Annotated in this window: 17 protein-coding genes; 11 read left to right on the top strand and 6 right to left on the bottom strand. The window is 41.1% G+C overall.

The window, feature by feature from the left end:
* Positions 1-23: 23 nt before the first annotated feature.
* From aroE to ribA, 3 genes are all read right to left on the bottom strand, one after another.
* A complete protein-coding gene (gene aroE / locus AC1PJP_RS07640; RefSeq protein WP_479766757.1) occupies positions 24-812 on the bottom strand; it encodes a shikimate dehydrogenase in 789 nt (262 codons plus the stop codon).
* A gap of 180 nt (positions 813-992) precedes the next feature.
* Positions 993-1,943, bottom strand: coding sequence for an oxygen-dependent coproporphyrinogen oxidase (hemF, locus tag AC1PJP_RS07635; RefSeq protein WP_005301171.1), 951 nt, complete (start codon positions 1,941-1,943; stop codon positions 993-995).
* A 118-nt stretch (positions 1,944-2,061) separates the two neighbouring features.
* Positions 2,062-2,673, bottom strand: coding sequence for a GTP cyclohydrolase II (ribA, locus tag AC1PJP_RS07630; protein WP_005301174.1), 612 nt, complete (start codon positions 2,671-2,673; stop codon positions 2,062-2,064).
* 303 nt (positions 2,674-2,976) lie between these two features.
* Here ribA and dxs point away from each other — a divergent pair, with 303 nt between their 5' ends.
* The 9 genes from dxs (at position 2,977) to AC1PJP_RS07585 (ending at position 11,824) form a co-directional block, all read left to right on the top strand.
* Complete coding sequence (dxs, locus tag AC1PJP_RS07625) at positions 2,977-4,881, top strand: 1-deoxy-D-xylulose-5-phosphate synthase (RefSeq protein WP_479766756.1); 1,905 nt, start codon at positions 2,977-2,979, stop codon at positions 4,879-4,881.
* 117 nt (positions 4,882-4,998) lie between these two features.
* Positions 4,999-5,829 carry an inositol monophosphatase family protein gene (locus AC1PJP_RS07620; RefSeq protein WP_479766755.1) on the top strand — a complete coding sequence of 277 codons (831 nt, stop codon included), beginning with the start codon at positions 4,999-5,001 and terminating at the stop codon, positions 5,827-5,829.
* A gap of 408 nt (positions 5,830-6,237) precedes the next feature.
* Positions 6,238-8,172 carry a DEAD/DEAH box helicase gene (locus AC1PJP_RS07615; protein WP_013196768.1) on the top strand — a complete coding sequence of 645 codons (1,935 nt, stop codon included), beginning with the start codon at positions 6,238-6,240 and terminating at the stop codon, positions 8,170-8,172.
* Between the two features lie 108 nt (positions 8,173-8,280).
* On the top strand, positions 8,281-8,490 hold the full coding sequence (locus AC1PJP_RS07610; protein WP_192835015.1) for a hypothetical protein: 210 nt from the start codon (positions 8,281-8,283) through the stop codon (positions 8,488-8,490).
* A gap of 90 nt (positions 8,491-8,580) precedes the next feature.
* Complete coding sequence (locus AC1PJP_RS07605; RefSeq protein WP_005301184.1) at positions 8,581-9,399, top strand: ABC transporter ATP-binding protein; 819 nt, start codon at positions 8,581-8,583, stop codon at positions 9,397-9,399.
* Positions 9,396-10,175 (top strand): lipid asymmetry maintenance ABC transporter permease subunit MlaE, encoded by a 780-nt coding sequence (mlaE, locus tag AC1PJP_RS07600; RefSeq protein WP_005301186.1) that lies wholly within the window; start codon positions 9,396-9,398, stop codon positions 10,173-10,175. The genes AC1PJP_RS07605 and mlaE overlap by 4 nt, the downstream gene beginning before the upstream one ends.
* Entirely contained in the window at positions 10,175-10,858 is a 684-nt protein-coding gene (gene mlaD / locus AC1PJP_RS07595; protein WP_005301188.1) for an outer membrane lipid asymmetry maintenance protein MlaD, read from the top strand. Before mlaE ends, mlaD begins: the two co-directional genes overlap by 1 nt.
* Before the next feature lie 26 nt (positions 10,859-10,884).
* Positions 10,885-11,526 (top strand): MlaC/ttg2D family ABC transporter substrate-binding protein, encoded by a 642-nt coding sequence (locus AC1PJP_RS07590; RefSeq protein ID WP_004789665.1) that lies wholly within the window; start codon positions 10,885-10,887, stop codon positions 11,524-11,526.
* A gap of 10 nt (positions 11,527-11,536) precedes the next feature.
* Positions 11,537-11,824 (top strand): STAS domain-containing protein, encoded by a 288-nt coding sequence (locus tag AC1PJP_RS07585; RefSeq protein WP_004789663.1) that lies wholly within the window; start codon positions 11,537-11,539, stop codon positions 11,822-11,824.
* Positions 11,825-11,896: 72 nt separating this feature from the next.
* On the opposite strand, the gene AC1PJP_RS07580 is transcribed toward AC1PJP_RS07585, so the two are convergent.
* The gene (locus AC1PJP_RS07580; RefSeq protein ID WP_004789661.1) at positions 11,897-12,910 is read right to left on the bottom strand and encodes a CorA family divalent cation transporter; all 1,014 of its coding nucleotides are present in this window, start codon (positions 12,908-12,910) and stop codon (positions 11,897-11,899) included.
* A gap of 158 nt (positions 12,911-13,068) precedes the next feature.
* Here AC1PJP_RS07580 and AC1PJP_RS07575 point away from each other — a divergent pair, with 158 nt between their 5' ends.
* Together AC1PJP_RS07575 and AC1PJP_RS07570 are read left to right on the top strand one after the other, a co-directional pair.
* Positions 13,069-13,650 carry an LOG family protein gene (locus tag AC1PJP_RS07575; protein WP_005301199.1) on the top strand — a complete coding sequence of 194 codons (582 nt, stop codon included), beginning with the start codon at positions 13,069-13,071 and terminating at the stop codon, positions 13,648-13,650.
* 14 nt (positions 13,651-13,664) lie between these two features.
* Positions 13,665-14,063, top strand: a complete 399-nt coding sequence (locus tag AC1PJP_RS07570; RefSeq protein WP_013196770.1) for an NUDIX hydrolase — start codon at positions 13,665-13,667, stop codon at positions 14,061-14,063.
* Positions 14,064-14,068: 5 nt separating this feature from the next.
* Here the strand turns inward: AC1PJP_RS07570 and AC1PJP_RS07565 are convergent, their stop codons facing one another.
* Both AC1PJP_RS07565 and recG read right to left on the bottom strand, forming a co-directional pair.
* On the bottom strand, positions 14,069-14,698 hold the full coding sequence (locus tag AC1PJP_RS07565) for a ComF family protein (protein ID WP_479766754.1): 630 nt from the start codon (positions 14,696-14,698) through the stop codon (positions 14,069-14,071).
* A complete protein-coding gene (gene recG, locus AC1PJP_RS07560; protein WP_479766753.1) occupies positions 14,691-16,736 on the bottom strand; it encodes an ATP-dependent DNA helicase RecG in 2,046 nt (681 codons plus the stop codon). Before recG ends, AC1PJP_RS07565 begins: the two co-directional genes overlap by 8 nt.
* Positions 16,737-16,746: the final 10 nt, after the last annotated feature.

Genomic DNA, 16,746 nt, shown 5'->3' with positions numbered 1-16,746 from the left:
CTTAAAGTAGGTTCTTTTTTGTTTTATAGAAAATCTTTTAATTCAGGTCTTACACCATTCCATATATAGAAGGCTTCAATAGCCTGACCCACTAACATCCCAAAACCTTCCGCATAAGGTACATTGCGTTGTTTAGCTTGCTCAAGGAAACTAGACGGCTTGCCATAAGCCATTTCATAGGCATATTTGAACTCTAAATTTTCAGGTAATTGTAATGCATCACCTGAAAGGCTTGCAGAAGTTGCATTAATTACAATGTCAAAATTCCCTTCTAACTCACTTAGAGAAATTGCTTGTAATTGAGCTTGAGGAACTGCTAATTTTAAGTCATCTACAAGTTGCTCTGCACGAGCGAGAGTACGGTTTGCAATCACAATCTTCTTAGCACCAGCTTGTACCAGTGGATAAATAACACCACGAGTTGCACCCCCAGCTCCTAAAATTAAAATATTTGTATTTTCTAAGTTCCAATCTAAGGCTTGAATTGCGGCCACTAAGCCTTGACCATCAGTATTATCGCCATGCAATTTGCCATTTTGCATCCATAATGTATTCACCGCTTTCGCAATTTGAGCGCGTTCGGTTAACACATCACACAAAGCAAAAGCTTGTTCTTTAAATGGTACGGTAACGTTCATGCCACTTCCACCATTTGCAAAGAAACTACGCATACTCGGTTCAAAACCATCAAGAGGGGCAAGACGTTTTTGATAGTCGAGATCAACACCTGTTTTTTCAGCGAAAGCATGATGCAATTCAGGAGAGCGTGATTGTTCGATCGGGTTGCCAATTACTGCAAACTGTTTGGTCATTCTTATATCCAAAATTTTAAAATGGCATGAAGCAGTTAAAAACGTGTGCTGAATATTCAGCAGGCCTCACTATAAGCCAAATTGGAATAAGAAAAAATATTTGAATGAGGTTCAGAAAAGTGAAAATAAAAAAGGAGATTCTCTAGGGTGGAAGCCAAAGAATCTCCAAAAAGCAAAAAATTAAGCGACTTTTTCTTTTAGATTTAACCAGTCACGTGGTTTTAGGTAATAGTCAGTTAAACGTTTCTCTGGTGAATCTTCATCCCATTCTGGGCGATACGACCAACCTGCAAGGTTAGGGAGGCTGACTAAAATAGATTCGATACGTCCACCTGTTTGTAAGCCAAACAATGTTCCGCGGTCGTACACTAAGTTGTATTCGACATATCTACCGCGACGGTAAATTTGGAACTCACGTTGAGCTTCTGTATACGGCTGTTCACGATGTTTTTCAAAAATTGGCAGAATGGCATTTAAATAACCATTACCTACAGCTTGAATATATTTAAAGCAAGTTTCGAAATCCCAGCCATTGAGATCATCAAAAAATAAACCACCAACACCACGTTGTTCATCACGATGTTTTAAATAGAAATAATCATCACACCATTTTTTATGTTCAGCATAGACATGGTCGCCAAAAGGCTGGCATAGGTCATGTGCAGCTTGATGCCAATCGATAACATCTTGCTCATCTGGATAAAAAGGCGTTAAGTCAAAACCACCGCCAAACCACCAAATTGGATCTTGTCCTTCAGGCTCTGCAACGAATAAACGTACATTGGCATGAGAAGTCGGAATGTTCGGGTTCTTAGGGTGAATCACTAACGAAACGCCCAGTGCTTGAGCCTTAGCGCCAGCAATTTGAGGGTGTCTTTCTGTAGCGGAAGCTGGCAGTTTACTAATGTTGATGTGAGAGAACATCACACCACCTTTTTCAATCACTGTACCATTTTGCAGTACGCGTGAACGTCCACCACCACCTTCCGGACGTTCCCAATCATCAATAATAAATTCACTCGTACCGCCACCAGCTTTTTCTTGTTGTTCTAAACCAGCACATATACGGGCTTGTAAATCGAGGAGAAATTCGCGGACACGTTGAATATCTGTGGAAGTCGGATGTTGCATAATGACCCTCAAAGATGATTGAGATAGGAGATAGATACATCAAAACACAAAACCATAAAAAAAGTAAGGGATTTTTAAGAAATGTCTCAAAAATCCCTTGTGATTGCTTTCTTAATGTTTATTTTTTTAAAAAATCATCTTTTTGGTAAAGGTGATCCATACGTTCACGTTTAGTTTTTAAATATTGTTCATTAAAAGGGTTACGTCCAACTGTTAATGGAACACGGTCAACAACATTAATTCCTTGATCTTTGAGTGCCTGAATTTTCAAAGGATTATTGGTAATTAATTTAACTTCTTTTACTTCTAAATGATCTAGCATGATGCTACACATGTCGTAACGACGTGCATCGGCAGGTAAATTTAAAAGTAAATTAGCATCTACGGTGTCATGACCCTGATCTTGTAAAGCATAGGCGCGAATTTTATTTGTAAGCCCAATACCACGGCCTTCTTGACGTAAATATAAAATAACGCCTTGGCCTGCCTCGTTGATGAGCTTTTGAGTTGCCTGCAATTGAGGACCACAGTCGCATTTTAATGATGCAAACGCATCACCTGTTAAACATTCTGAATGTACACGAACCAAAACAGGGCCTGTAGGTGGATTTTCTAACCCTTTAGAAAGTGCCACATGTTCTTCACCTGATACTGGATCTTGAAACACAGAAATATTGAATTCACCAAAAGCGGTCGGGAGTTTTGATGTTGCAATGAACTCTATAGGCACAGATTAACTCATCTTTTAACCGAAAACGGTTTAAAGTATAGCGTAATGCTGGGAGATTGGTCGAATTGTCATAATCATTTTGCACACTAAGGTTTTCTTTTTTGTATAAAGATGACGATAATAGTTGATAAATAGTCAGATTATTCAGGATAATCTGCCAACCATACCCATGATGTATGAGAGACTGCTTTGCATGACCTCGTTCGCAAATGTGGCTGGTTGAAGGTGACTTCATTCGATTGTATGATCGACCCATTTTGACCCAGCTTAGGATTTGCCAGGCTTATAAAGGCTTTGCCACATATGTTGTATACCGAAATTCCAACTCAACGCCCTGTTACGCCATTGTTAGATGCAATTGATCATCCTCAACAATTACGTCAGCTCGAGCATAGCCAATTGGTTCAAGTGGCTGATGAGTTGCGTCAATATATTTTATATGCAGCAGGCCAGAGTGGTGGCCATTTCGGTGCTAATCTCGGCGTGGTTGAGCTGACGGTTGCGCTGCATTATTGCTTTAATACACCAAATGACCGATTAGTTTGGGATGTGGGACACCAGGCGTATCCGCATAAAGTCCTGACAGGTCGTCGTGAGCAAATGACCACGATTCGTTCTAAAAATGGTTTAGCAGCATTTCCAGCCAGAGAAGAATCAGTTTTTGATACATTCGGCGTAGGACATTCATCAACAGCAATTTCAGCTGGTTTAGGAATGTCGTTAGCACGTCGCTATCAAAATGATCCATGTGAAGTCGTTTGTATTGTTGGTGATGGTGCAATGACAGCAGGTATGGCGTTTGAAGCCATGAACGACGCTGTTGCACATGATGCTGATTTAATTGTTGTGCTGAATGACAATGACATGTCAATTTCTTGTAGCACAGGCGGTTTTGCTAAACATTTAGCTGCAATTTGGGAAAAAGGCCATTTAGTAAATGTAGATGAACATGGTGAGGCTTACATTCAGCCACATCCAAAATGGACCTATAACTCTCGTTTACATCAATCGGCAACAGATGCGGCAGACAATTTATTTAAAGCGATTGGTTTTGATTATTTTGGTCCATTCGATGGCCATGACGTAAATCAACTGGCCCAAGTATTTAATGCTCTCAAGAAGCGTAAAGGCCCACGTTTAGTCCACGTCTATACTAAAAAAGGTAAAGGTTTCACTCCAGCAGAAGCGGATCCGATTACCTACCATGCAATTAGCAAAATTAATGCAACTTCAGCAGGTAAAACACCACCTAAATATTCTGATGTATTTGGTCAGTGGTTATGTGATGAAGCAGCACAAGATGAGCGTCTACTTGCGATCACACCAGCAATGTGTGAAGGCTCAGGGATGGTTCAGTTTGCTAAAGAATTTCCGCAGAGATTTTTTGATGTTGCGATTGCTGAGCAGCATGCAGTAACACTTGCAGCAGGAATGGCTTGTGAAGGCTTAAAACCTGTTGTTGCGATCTACTCAACATTCTTACAGCGTGGTTATGATCAGCTTATTCATGATGTCGCATTACAAAACCTTGATGTGACTTTCGGAATTGACCGTGCAGGTTTGGTTGGTGAAGATGGTCCAACTCATGCAGGTGCATATGATTATGCATACATGCGTACAGTGCCAAACATGGTCATCATGGCACCAAAAGATGAAAATGAATGCCGTCAGATGCTTCATACAGCCTATGTCTATAATGGACCAGCGGCAGTACGTTACCCGCGTGGTGCAGGTGTAGGTGTTGAAATTCAGCAAGAGTTGACTGCTATTGAGTTAGGAAAAGCTGAAGTCGTTGCTGAAATTAAATCTGCTTGTGATGAACAGATTACAATTTTGGCATTTGGTAGCCGCGTTATGGTTGCCATAGAAGCTGCTGAACAATTTGCACAAAAACATGATGTGGGTGTGCGTGTTGTAAATATGCGTTTTGTGAAACCACTTGATGAAAAAATTATTCGTGATTTGGCTGAGCACACACATTTATTTGTCACTGTTGAAGAGCATGCCATTATGGGTGGTGCGGGAAGTGCGGTAAATGAGTTCATGGTTCAAGAACAAATTGTGAAACCTATCATTAATTTAGGCCTGCCAGATTTGTTCTTACAACAGGCTTCACATGGACAAATGCTGCAAGACTGTGGTCTAGATGCAAAGGGTATTTTGAGCTCAATTGAGAAAGTTTGGATCAAGTTAAACCAGGTCGTTTAACCCGCAATAAAATTTTTGAAACATTTTCCCCCTAAAAGCGCATATATTTGCTAAAATATTTGCGCTTTTATGCATTATTCTTTGTCAAAATCTTCAAATTTGTCTAGTGGGTGTTCAATGGAACCTATGGTGGTTATGGCTGCGCGTGCGGCTCAAACAGTTGGTCAAGAGCTTTTAAAAGCGCATCAAAATCGTCATAAACTCGATTTACAAGTTGAAGAGAAAGGCATTGATGGCCCAGTAACACGTGTAGATCGTTATTTAGAACAGTTAGCGATTGATACGTTGCGTAAAAGTTATAAAAACCATAGCTTCTTAGGTGAAGAGTTTGGTTTACAAGAAGGCAAAGGCCATGATGCAGAGTGGTGCTGGGTAATTGACCCGCTTGATGGCACACAAAACTTTATTAATGGTTTCCCTCATTTCTGTATTTCTATTGCAGTTCAGCATAAAGGTGTTACTCAACACGGCGTAATCTACGATCCAGTACGTGATGAGTTATTCTCTGCAAGCCGTGGTCGCGGTGCAGTTATGAATCAACGCCGTATTCGTGTAAATGTAAAAGATAGTTTAGAAAATACATTCTTGGCAGTAGGCCATCCTTACCGCGCTAAACGTGCTGGTGAAATCGTATCTTATGCGGAGCAGCATTTCGCATCATTATTAGCTGTTACTGAAGCTGGCGCACAAATCCGTCGTGGTGGTTCAGCTGCTCTAGATTTAGCGTATGTAGCTGCAGGTCGTTTTGATGGTTTCTTTGAGCTTGGTTTAAAGCCATGGGATATCGCTGCTGGTGAACTTATTCTTAAAGAAGCGGGCGGTGTAGTTGTTGACGCGCGTGGTGGTAATAATTCACTTGAAAATGGTCAAGTACTCGCATGTTCGCTTAAATTGCTAAAACCTTTAATGCAAAGAGTTGTTCCAGCTTGGGATAAAGCTGCAAAATAATTTGGTTCATTATTAATAAAACCCTCTGTAATCAGAGGGTTTTATGTTTTAAATAAAGAGTAAAATTAAGTTAATTTAAGAAATATGCATAAAGTTGATTAAAACAGGTGACTTTTAAATTATTTCTGCTATAATCCGCCAACGCACTTAAATTTCCGTTCATTACCTGAACATTCTGTTCTATTCATTGTAAGCGCACGCTGTCCATAGAGAGGACCATTACTTGCGCCCCAATCGCTCAGCGATTCTTCAGGTTCGGCCGTAATCAAGCGTGCGTTTAGTCCACATCGTCGTTACTCGGATTGCTACTGAAAAAACGTTTCAGCTAATTTTGCTTTGCCGCTTTTTGCCGATGTCTATTTTTTTGTATTTATTAAAAATGGAGCACCCACAAGGGTGAAACTCTCTATGAGCAAAACTTTTGCCGAATTTTCTTTGCATGAAACCTTACAACAAGCGCTTGAAGGTTTAGGTTTTACTGCCCCGACTCCTGTGCAAGAACAAGCAATTCCTGCTGCTTTAGAAGGTAAAGACCTTCTTGTATCAAGCCAAACTGGCTCTGGTAAAACTGCTGCATTCTTACTCCCAACATTAAATGCTTTAGCTGGTCAAGAGACTGTTGTACCGTTCAAAGACCGTATGAAAGCAGTAACTCAACCGAATATCTTGGTAATTTCACCAACTCGTGAATTGGCTCAGCAAGTAAGTCAAGATGCAATTGCATTTGTACGTCATATGAAAGGTGTTCGTATTGCTGCCATTATGGGTGGTATGCCATTTGCAAAACAAATTCAACAATTAAAAGGCGCGCAAGTTGTTGTTGCAACACCTGGTCGTTTACTTGACTTGGTAAATCGTCGTCAAATTAAATTAGATCAAGTAGATGCTTTAATCGTTGATGAAGCAGACCGTATGCTTGATCTAGGTTTCTCTGAAGACTTAGAAGCAATTAGCGAATTAGCGGCTAACCGTAAACAAACATTAATGTTCTCTGCAACATTTGCTGACCGTATTATTCGTCTTGCATCATGCATGATGAAAGATCCTATGCGTATCGCAATTGAAACAGGTCATTCAACCAATACTGATATTACACAAACATTGCATTGGACTGATGGCTTCGAACATAAGAAAAAATTACTTACCCATTGGTTAAGTGATGAAAACTTAGATCAAGCTGTTGTTTTTGCTAGTACGCAAGAAGATACAGATATGTTGGCAGAAGAACTTGCTGAAGCAGGTCATTCTGTAGTTGCACTTCATGGTGCAATGCCACAAACAGTTCGTAACCGTCGTTTACGTAGTATTCGTGAAGGTCGTGCAAAAATCTTAGTTGCAACTGACGTTGCTGCTCGTGGTCTTGACGTTCCGACAATCTCTCACGTAATTAACTTCGGTCTTCCGATGAAGCATGAAGATTATGTACACCGTATTGGTCGTACTGGTCGTGCTGGTCGTACTGGTCAAGCAATTACTTTAGCGACTTATCGTGAACGCGGTAAGATTCGTGCACTTGAAGAATATTTAGAAGCGCGTTTAAGTGTTTCTGAAATTGAAGGCTTAGAGCCATCTCCACCTCCTGCTCGTTCAGGTCGTGATGGCGGTGGTCGTGGTCGTGGCGGTAATGGCGGTAGCCGTGATGGTCGTCGTGGTGGCGGCGGTTTCGGTGGCGGTCGTCGTTTTGAAGGCGAAAGCAACTTCAAACGCCGTGAAGGTGGTCGTGATGACCGTCCACGTCGTAGCTTCGATGATAAACCACGTGGTGAGCGTCCAGCATTTGGTGGTGAAGATCGTCCACGTCGCGAGTTCAATTCAGACCGTCCACGTCGTGAAGGTGGTTTTGAAGATCGTCCACGTCGTGAGTTCGGTTCAGATCGTCCGCGTCGCGAAGGTGGTTTCAATGATAAACCGCGTTTTGACTCGAATGATGACAACCGTGGTAATCGCGTAGATTATAAACCACGTCGTGAAAGTGGTTTTGGTGATCGTCCAAAACGTAGCTTCGGTGGTGAAGATCGTCCACGTCGTAGTTTTGATGACAAACCACGTGGCGAGCGTCCAGCGTTTGGTGGTGAAGATCGTCCACGTCGTAGTTTTGATGACAAACCACGTGGTGAACGTCCAGCGTTCGGTGGTGAAGATCGTCCGCGTCGCGAGTTCAACTCAGACCGTCCACGTCGTGAAGGCGGTTTCAGCGATAAGCCACGTCGTAGCTTCGATGACAAACCACGTGGTGAACGTCCAGCGTTTGGTGAAGATCGTCCAAAACGTAGCTTTGGTGGTGAAGATCGTCCGCGTCGTAGTTTTGATGATAAACCACCGCGTCGTAAGTTCGACCGCTAATCAATATTTAGTTTGAAAAAAAAGGCCAGTAAAAATACTGGCCTTTTTTATTTTTCAGTTTTGTTATAAACTAACAAAATGTGAATTGGTTCAATTTCTTATTAAATAATGCGTAAAAGTAAGCGAAAAGAGACAATAATGGCACAGTTGAAGAACCTTCTGGTTCAGCATGGGTTGCCTTATCTTTTTATTGCACTCGTTTTGTGTAATGGGGTTTACTTCGCCTACGCTTTTCTAAATGGAAGTTCTGTTGAGCAATTCCAAGCTTCTGAATTGACCTCTTTTTACGAACATACTTCTTCGACTTCTCTCAAGTAAGTTAGCTTTGCTTTTGTTAAAATTACAACAAGTTTGCTAATTTTCAGTGTTATAGTATGCGTGCATAAAAGTGCAGGAACGATTGCCATTATGAATAATAAAACTCCTCTCTCGACTCAACCGCTTATTGAAGTGAAAAACTTGAGTTTTAATCGAGGGGAACGCGTCATTTATGACAATATTAGTTTAAATATACGTCGAGGCCAGATTACGGCCATTATGGGACCTTCTGGTACAGGTAAAACAACTTTATTACGTCTGATTGGTGGCCAGTTAGTTCCAGATCAGGGGGAAGTTTTACTCGACGCTAAAGATATTGCCAAAATGTCTCGTCAGGAACTTTTTTCCGCTCGTGCACGTATGGGCATGTTATTTCAGAGTGGAGCTCTATTTACGGATATGTCCGTTTATGAAAATGTGGCGTTTCCAATCCGAGCGCACACAAAGCTTCCTGAAAATCTCATTGCTGAACTGGTTGCATTAAAACTTGAATCGGTGGGTCTACGTGGTTCTGAACAATTAATGCCGACAGAACTTTCAGGTGGTATGAATCGTCGTGTAGCATTGGCTCGCGCGATTGCACTTGATCCCGATTTAATCATGTACGATGAACCTTTTGCTGGTCAAGACCCAATTGTGAAAGGTGTTTTGACACGTTTAATTCGTTCACTACGTGAAGCGTTAGATTTAACAACAATTATTGTTTCGCATGATGTTGCAGAAACATTATCGATTGCTGACTACATCTATGTGGTAGCTGAAGGAAAAATTCAGGGAGAGGGTACACCTGAAGAGTTGCAAAAACATGCTTCTCCATTTGTACACCAATTCTTAACAGGTTCGGCAGAAGGACCAGTTGAATACCAGTTTAGTCATCTAGCTTATTTAAATAACGAGGTTCGTCCATGAATACGATTGCCTGGTTAGGTAGACTCGTTATTGAGCGGATTCGAGGCATTGGTGCTGCGGCACATATGCTCTTGCAGATTATTTTTTCACTTCCTAGCAAGGGTGGTTTTGGTCGTTTTGGTTACCAAATGCACCGCGTAGGTGTGATGTCCTTACTTATTATTACCGTTTCTGGTTTGTTTATTGGTGCGGTTCTTGGCTTGCAGATGTATAGCATTTTGGTCACTTTCGGTGCTGAGTCGATGTTGGGTACAGCGATTTCGTTAACACTGCTCCGTGAGCTTGCTTCTGTGGTTGCTGCATTGCTATTTGCAGGACGAGCAGGTTCTGCATTGACTGCCGAAATTGGTTCAATGAAGCAAAGTGAACAGCTTGCCAGTATGGAAATGATTGGTGTTGACCCTTTGAAGCAAATCGTATCGCCACGTCTTTGGGCCGGTATTGTCAGTTTGCCAATGTTAACTGTGATATTTGCAGCCATTGGTATTATTGGTGGCAAGATGGTCGGTGTTGACTTTTTAGGTGCTGATGAAGGCTCCTTCTGGAGTGGTATGCAAAATACAGTGCGTTTCGGGCATGACATTATCAATGGCACGATTATTAAAAGTATTGTTTTTGCTTTGATTTGTACATGGGTCGCTGTTTATCAAGGCTATGCCTGTGATCCGACACCAGAAGGCATTGCAACGGCAATGACCCGGACGGTTGTGTATTCTTCATTATGTGTTTTAGGTTTTGATTTCGTGTTGACTGCGGTCATGTTCGGAGGGATTTAATGAAATCACGTAGTAGTGAACTGGCCGTTGGTATCTTTGTTATTATCTTCGGTATTGCATTGTTTTTCTTAGCAATGAAAGTTAGTGGGCTTGTTGGTACGAACTTAAGTGATAGTTATACCATGAAGGCTCAATTTGATAACGTCAATGGGCTAAAGCCACGTGCTAAAGTGACAATGAGTGGTGTTACAATTGGCCGTGTTGATTCAATTACGCTTGATCCGGTTACGCGTTTGGCTACCGTAACATTTGGTTTAGATGGAAAGTTGACAAGTTTCAATCCTGAACAATTAAAAGAAGTTCAGAAGAATGCGTTGGAAGAGTTGCGTTATAGCTCAGATTATACTCAAGCTTCTCCAGAGCAACAAAAAGCAATGGAACAGCAACTGACCAGTAACATGACCTCCATCACAAGTATTGATGAAGATGCTTATATAATGGTAGCAACCAATGGTTTGTTGGGTGAAAAATATTTGAAAGTTGTACCTGGTGGTGGTGTGAACTACTTGAAACGAGGTGACACGATTTCAAACACTCAAGGAACTATGGATTTAGAAGATTTAATTAGTAAATTTATTACTGGTGGTGGGGCTGGTAAAGTTGCTGCCGGTTCAGGCTCAACAGAAGCGAGTGCTCCTGCAAGCACTGATAAAGATAGTGCACAAGCCTCATTTGTTGAGTAAAAGATTATTTGAAGGAGTGGTTCCTGGTGAATACGTTGTTTAAACAAACCCTGACAGCAAGTCTTTTGTCTACCATGATTGCAGGTACAGCATTTGCTGCACCTTCAGAAGCACCACCTGATTTTATCAAGCGTGTTGCTGATGGTTTGATTGCTCGTTTGAAAGCTGATCATGCAAAATTGCAAAGTAATCCAGCATTAGTGAAGAGCATCGTACGTCAGAATTTAGACCCGTATGTTGATTCACAAGCATTTACTCGTATTGTAATGGGTACTTATGCAACAAATCAGTATAGTACAGCGGCACAGCGTGCTCAGTTCGAGACTAACTTCCGTAATACTTTAATTGAAAATTACGGTAGTGCATTTGCTAAATATACGAATCAAAGCTATACCATGCGCCCTTACAAGGCAACTGCGGGTAAAAACCCAGTAGTGACATTGGACTTCAGTCATAACGGCGACAAAATTCCTGTATCTTTCCAGTTAGCTGATAAAGGTACCCAATGGAAAATCCGTAATATCAATGTTTCTGGTATTGATTTGGGATTACAGTTCCGTAATCAGTTTGCTGCAACAGTGAAACGTAATGGTGGCGATTTGAATAAAGCAATTGCAACCTTCCAACCGGATGCAGACGCTGCTGTTAATCAGAACAAACAAAAATAGTAGGTGAAGAGTGGTTCAGTATCTCAACCAACAATTGGTTGTTTCGGGAAAAATTGATTTTGAAAATGCGGAACAACAGTATCAGGCAGGTTTAGCTATCATCAAGAAGCAGCAAAGCTTTCCTCTGGTGGTAGATTTAACAGAGCTTGAGCATGGTAGTACCTTGGCATTGGCTGTTTTAGTTCAATGGTTGCGAGTGACTCCACAAAAAGCTGGTTTGCATTTTAAAAATGTACCCGAAAAAATGCTGAAGATCATTCAAGCCTGCCATTTGCAGGAAGATCTACATTTGATCTGATGTTCAAGATATAAAAAAGCACCTATATTTAGGTGCTTTTTTATGCTTTGGACTAGCATTTTATTACAAAGCTTAAATCCATTTTTTCCAGCGGAAATAAATAATAGGGCCAATAAAGAAACCGATAATAATCAGTAAAACGATGATGAAACTAGTTGTACCATGTGCAAAAGGCAATACATCTGTGTTCATCCCATAGATGCTGGCAATAAGCATCGGAGGGGCTAACATACTTGGTAAGATCGAGAATCGACGGATCGTGTCATTCTGTTCGGTATTAATGAACCCAGACGTTGTATCAAGCAAGAATCGTACTTTTTGGAATAAGAAAGCATCATGTTCTACGAGTGAGCGGACATCTTCACTCAATTCTCGAATATCAGCATCGTAAATATGACTGCCTAATGCTCGAGGGCGTGATAAAAAAGTAAGTACACGTCGTAAATCAATTAAACAGAGCTGAGCTTTTCCTAGCATATCTTCTTGTTGAGCTAGGCGCGTAATCATGTCATCTAAGTCTAGAATTTGTTCACGTTGGTGATTGTTAAGAACCTCTGTCGAGTATTTTTCTAAATCTTTGTGGATATCTTCTAAGATATCCGCAAGCTCATCGAGTTTTGCTTCAAGAAGACCTAATAAAATCCATGTTGGATCTTTATAGTCCATGTCGTAGTCATTTCGGCGAGCACGCGCACGAAAGGCACGAAACGCAACTAATTTTTCTCCCCGCATCGTAAAGAGACGGTCTTTATGTAAAATAAATGCGACCGTTTGTACCATCGCTAAAATGTGTGATGAATCTTCTGCATCACCATCCACTTGATAGTTTTTATTTTTCGTTAAAAAATAAGTACTGATATGCAAAATACCATCATCATCACGGTAGAATCGTGCTGAGGATGAAATATCTTCCAGCGATTTTAGTGTGGGTAAATTTTGGTCATAGGCATCTAGTACCCATTGTTGCTCTTCTTGCGAGGGTGCAATAAGATCAAGCCAGACTAATTCGGGATGTAGATCAAATCCACCATTGATGGTGGCATCTTCCAGACTTCCGCGTTCTGTGGCATAAAAGGCTTCAAGCATGTGTCTTTTTTCCTCACGCAGTCTGATGGAAATGGATGGGTGTATTTTAGACAAGGATTTGCCGAAAAACACTTGCCAATACGCTATTTTGCAAAAAAAAACTCTATCGATAGTTTAGTTTGTCAGCATGACAGTTCAATAAAACGGTTTTTTACACTATGAATTCAATTTGTATTTTCTGTGGTTCATCTCTTGGTTCAAACCCAATTTTCCAACAAATTGCCAAAATTACAGGTGAGGCTATTGCAAAACAAGGTAAGACCTTGGTTTATGGCGGCGGTCGCTCAGGCTTAATGGGCGTTGTCGCTGATAGTGCCTTGCAGGCAGGTGGACAAGTCATTGGCGTGATTCCTCGTGCTTTGGTCGATCGTGAGTTAGCTCATCCGGGCTTAACCAAATTATATGTGGTCGAAAATATGCATGAGCGTAAAACCAAAATGGCGGATCTCTCCGATGGTTTTATTGCTTTACCTGGTGGTGCGGGTACATTGGAAGAAATCTTTGAACAATGGACATGGGCGCAATTAGGTATTCATCAAAAGCCATGTGCTTTCTTAAATGTAGCTGGCTTTTATGAAGATTTACTTAAAATGATTCAAGGAACGGTAGATAATGGATTTAGCCAAGCACGGTTCGTTGATAAATTGATCGCATCAGACAAAATTGAAGATATTCTTCAACAATTTGAGCAATATCAGCCTCCTGCTCCAAAATGGACAAATGCAGATGTTCAACCATAGACGAGGTTAAATAAGTGAAAACAATTACGGTCGCTGCTGCAGTGATCTTGAACGAGCAAAATCAGTTGTTGCTCGTGAGAAAGCGTAACACCCATGCTTTTATGCAAGTAGGTGGCAAGCTGGAAGCCAATGAAGCGCCAGATGTCACAATGCAGCGAGAAATTTTAGAAGAAGTTGGAAGTTCTTGTGTAATTGAACAATTTCTTGGTCGTTTCGAAACAGCAGCTGCCAATGAACCAGATCATATTCTAGTTAGTCATTTATATCTTGTTCAGCTCGATCAGGCTCCCAAAATCGCAGCCGAAATTGCAGAAATGAAATGGGTTGACTTAAATGATTCAGAAACGCACCTTGCACCATTAACTCGTGAAATTGTTATTCCTTGGTGTGAGCAGCATTTATCTACAGTTTAATCGTTTTAACTGGTCAGAGTTGCCGCTAAACAAGCGGCATAGATAGATGTGCAGCCTAATTGTTTAAGTGCTTGACTGAGCGCATGAATAGAGCTTCCAGTGGTTATTACATCATCAATAATAAGAACACGGCGATAACGCCGTTTTTCTTCAGAAAGCGCAATAAATTGTTGCTCAATGTTCTCAAAGCGTTCAAGTCGAGAAAGCCCTTTTTGCGAATGTTCAGCAAGACGTTGTACTGGCTGCCAAACAGGTATTTTTAATTGTTTGCTTAAGATATTTGCGAGTAACAACGACTGATTAAAACCACGTTCGATTAAACGTTGATTTGAAATAGGCATAGGTACGATAGCTTGTACCTTGGGAAATTTGAGTTGTTGTAAAATTTCACCTAACAAAATTTCATAATGTAATTTTTGTTCATATTTAAACTGCTGAATGATTCGGCTAACTGGATAAGCATAATCACAGGCCACAAGAACTGATTGATCATTGCGTTGAATTGTTTGTTTAAGCCAAGGTAAATGCTTCCAACAATCCTTACAGAGCGAATGTTTTCCTCGTACACCTGACTCACATAACAAACAAGGTGAGAGTAATTGAATAAGATGCTGTGGATTTAAGAAACTAAACATACGCGTAACGAGGCGCTTCTGGAAGCCAGCGTTTTAATAATGCATCTGCTTGTTCTGGATAATCTTTTAAGACTTGCTGAGCTACATAATGAGCTTGACTGAGTAAGTGATCATCTCGCTCTAAACGAGCAACTCTAAACCCCATATCCCCAGTTTGTTTCGTACCTAGTAATTCACCCGGTCCGCGTAACTCAAGATCTTTTTCTGCGATCACAAAGCCATCATTACTTTCTCTTAAAATAGAAAGTCTCTCTTGCCCATTTTGAGAAAGAGGCGTTTTATATAAAAGTACGCAAAAGCTGGCTTGAGCGCCTCGACCTACGCGACCCCGTAATTGGTGTAGCTGAGAAAGTCCTAAACGTTCGGCATTTTCAATGACCATAATAGAAGAGTTGGGAACATCGACACCAACTTCAATGACAGTGGTTGCAATAAGAAGCTGTAACTCATTATTTTTGAACGCTTGCATGACCGACTGTTTTTCGTCAGCTTTCATTTTGCCATGCACTAAGCCAATATTAAGCTCAGGAAAGCGTTCCTTCATTTCTTGATAGGTAGCTTCGGCGGCTTGAGCATCTAAAGTTTCAGACTGCTCAACCAGTGTACATACCCAATATGCCTGTTTCCCATCTCTACAATTAGAAGCAATTCGTTGAAGTACTTCTTCGCGACGATCAAGTGGAATCGTAACGGTTTGAATTGGAGTACGGCCTGGTGGTAATTCATCAATAATTGATGTGTCTAAGTCGCCATACGCACTCATTGCTAGTGTTCTTGGGATAGGAGTGGCTGTCATGACGAGTTGGTGCGGGGTGAATTGCTCAGCACCTTTATTACGTAAAGCTAAGCGTTGATCCACACCAAAACGATGTTGTTCATCAATGATTACTAGCCCTAATTTAGCGAAGCAAATATTGTCTTGAAATAAGGCATGTGTACCAACAATAAGTTCCGCGTGGCCTTCTTTAATCTGTTGTTCTGCTTGGGCACGGGCTTTACCTTTTTGTTTGCCAGATAGCCACGCAACTGTAATGCCTAATGGTTCAAACCAACGTTTAAAATTCAAATAGTGCTGTTCTGCAAGAATCTCAGTCGGGGCCATTAATGCAACTTGCCAATCCGCTTCTAAAGCATGGCAAGCTGCTACAGCAGCAACTAAGGTCTTTCCGGCACCTACGTCACCTTGTACTAGGCGCAGCATAGGTTGTTGTTGTTTTAAGTCATTTAGAATTTCTTTAGATACACGTTTTTGTGCATTGGTCATTTGAAAAGGTAAAGCTTCTAAAAGCTTTTTAGCTAATATTTTACTGCTTGAGAAAGCAGGGGATGCAATTTGACGAATATAAGCACGGCGATTAAGCAAACTAATCTGGTGTGCAACCAGTTCTTCAAAAATAAGTCGTTGTTGGGCTGGGTGTGAACCTTGGGCCAACTGGAGCATATTGGCATCAACAGGAGGCTCATGAATGTAATACAAAGCCTCTTTAAGCGCATAGCCATTAGTATATTTTTTGGGGAGCAGCTCTGGTAAGGCATCACTATGGTGCTTTAAAGCTTGTTTTACATATTCGCGCAGTTTGGGTTGAGTTAGCCCATCCGTACTTGGATAAATTGCTGTAAGCTGAGTTTTTGGTAGAGGTGTCTGTTCATGAATGAGCTGAATTTCGGGATGATACATCTCAAGTCCGCGAGCGCCGACACGAACTTCACCAAAAATACGTAAGCGATGACCAGGCTTTATTTTGTCAGTCAGGTTTTTATAAATATGATAAAAGCGTAAGGTGACTTTACCGAATTCATCTTGAACCAAGGCTGCCATAGATTTTCTTTTCCCCGGAGGAAAATCAATTGATCTGACTTCACCTTCAAGTAAATAGCTACGCCCAACCACAAGTTGATTCATTGCAATAATCGTACTGCGGTCTTCATAATCACGTGGCAGATGAAACAGTAAATCATCTGTGGTAAAAATATTTAGTTTTTCGAGTAGGGCTGCTGAAGCCGATCCAACGCCTTGTAACTGATGGACTGAAGTCATGTCCCCTCAA

This window comes from Acinetobacter sp. V116_7, from assembly GCF_056735735.1.
This window is presented reverse-complemented; position numbering and strand designations above follow the sequence as displayed.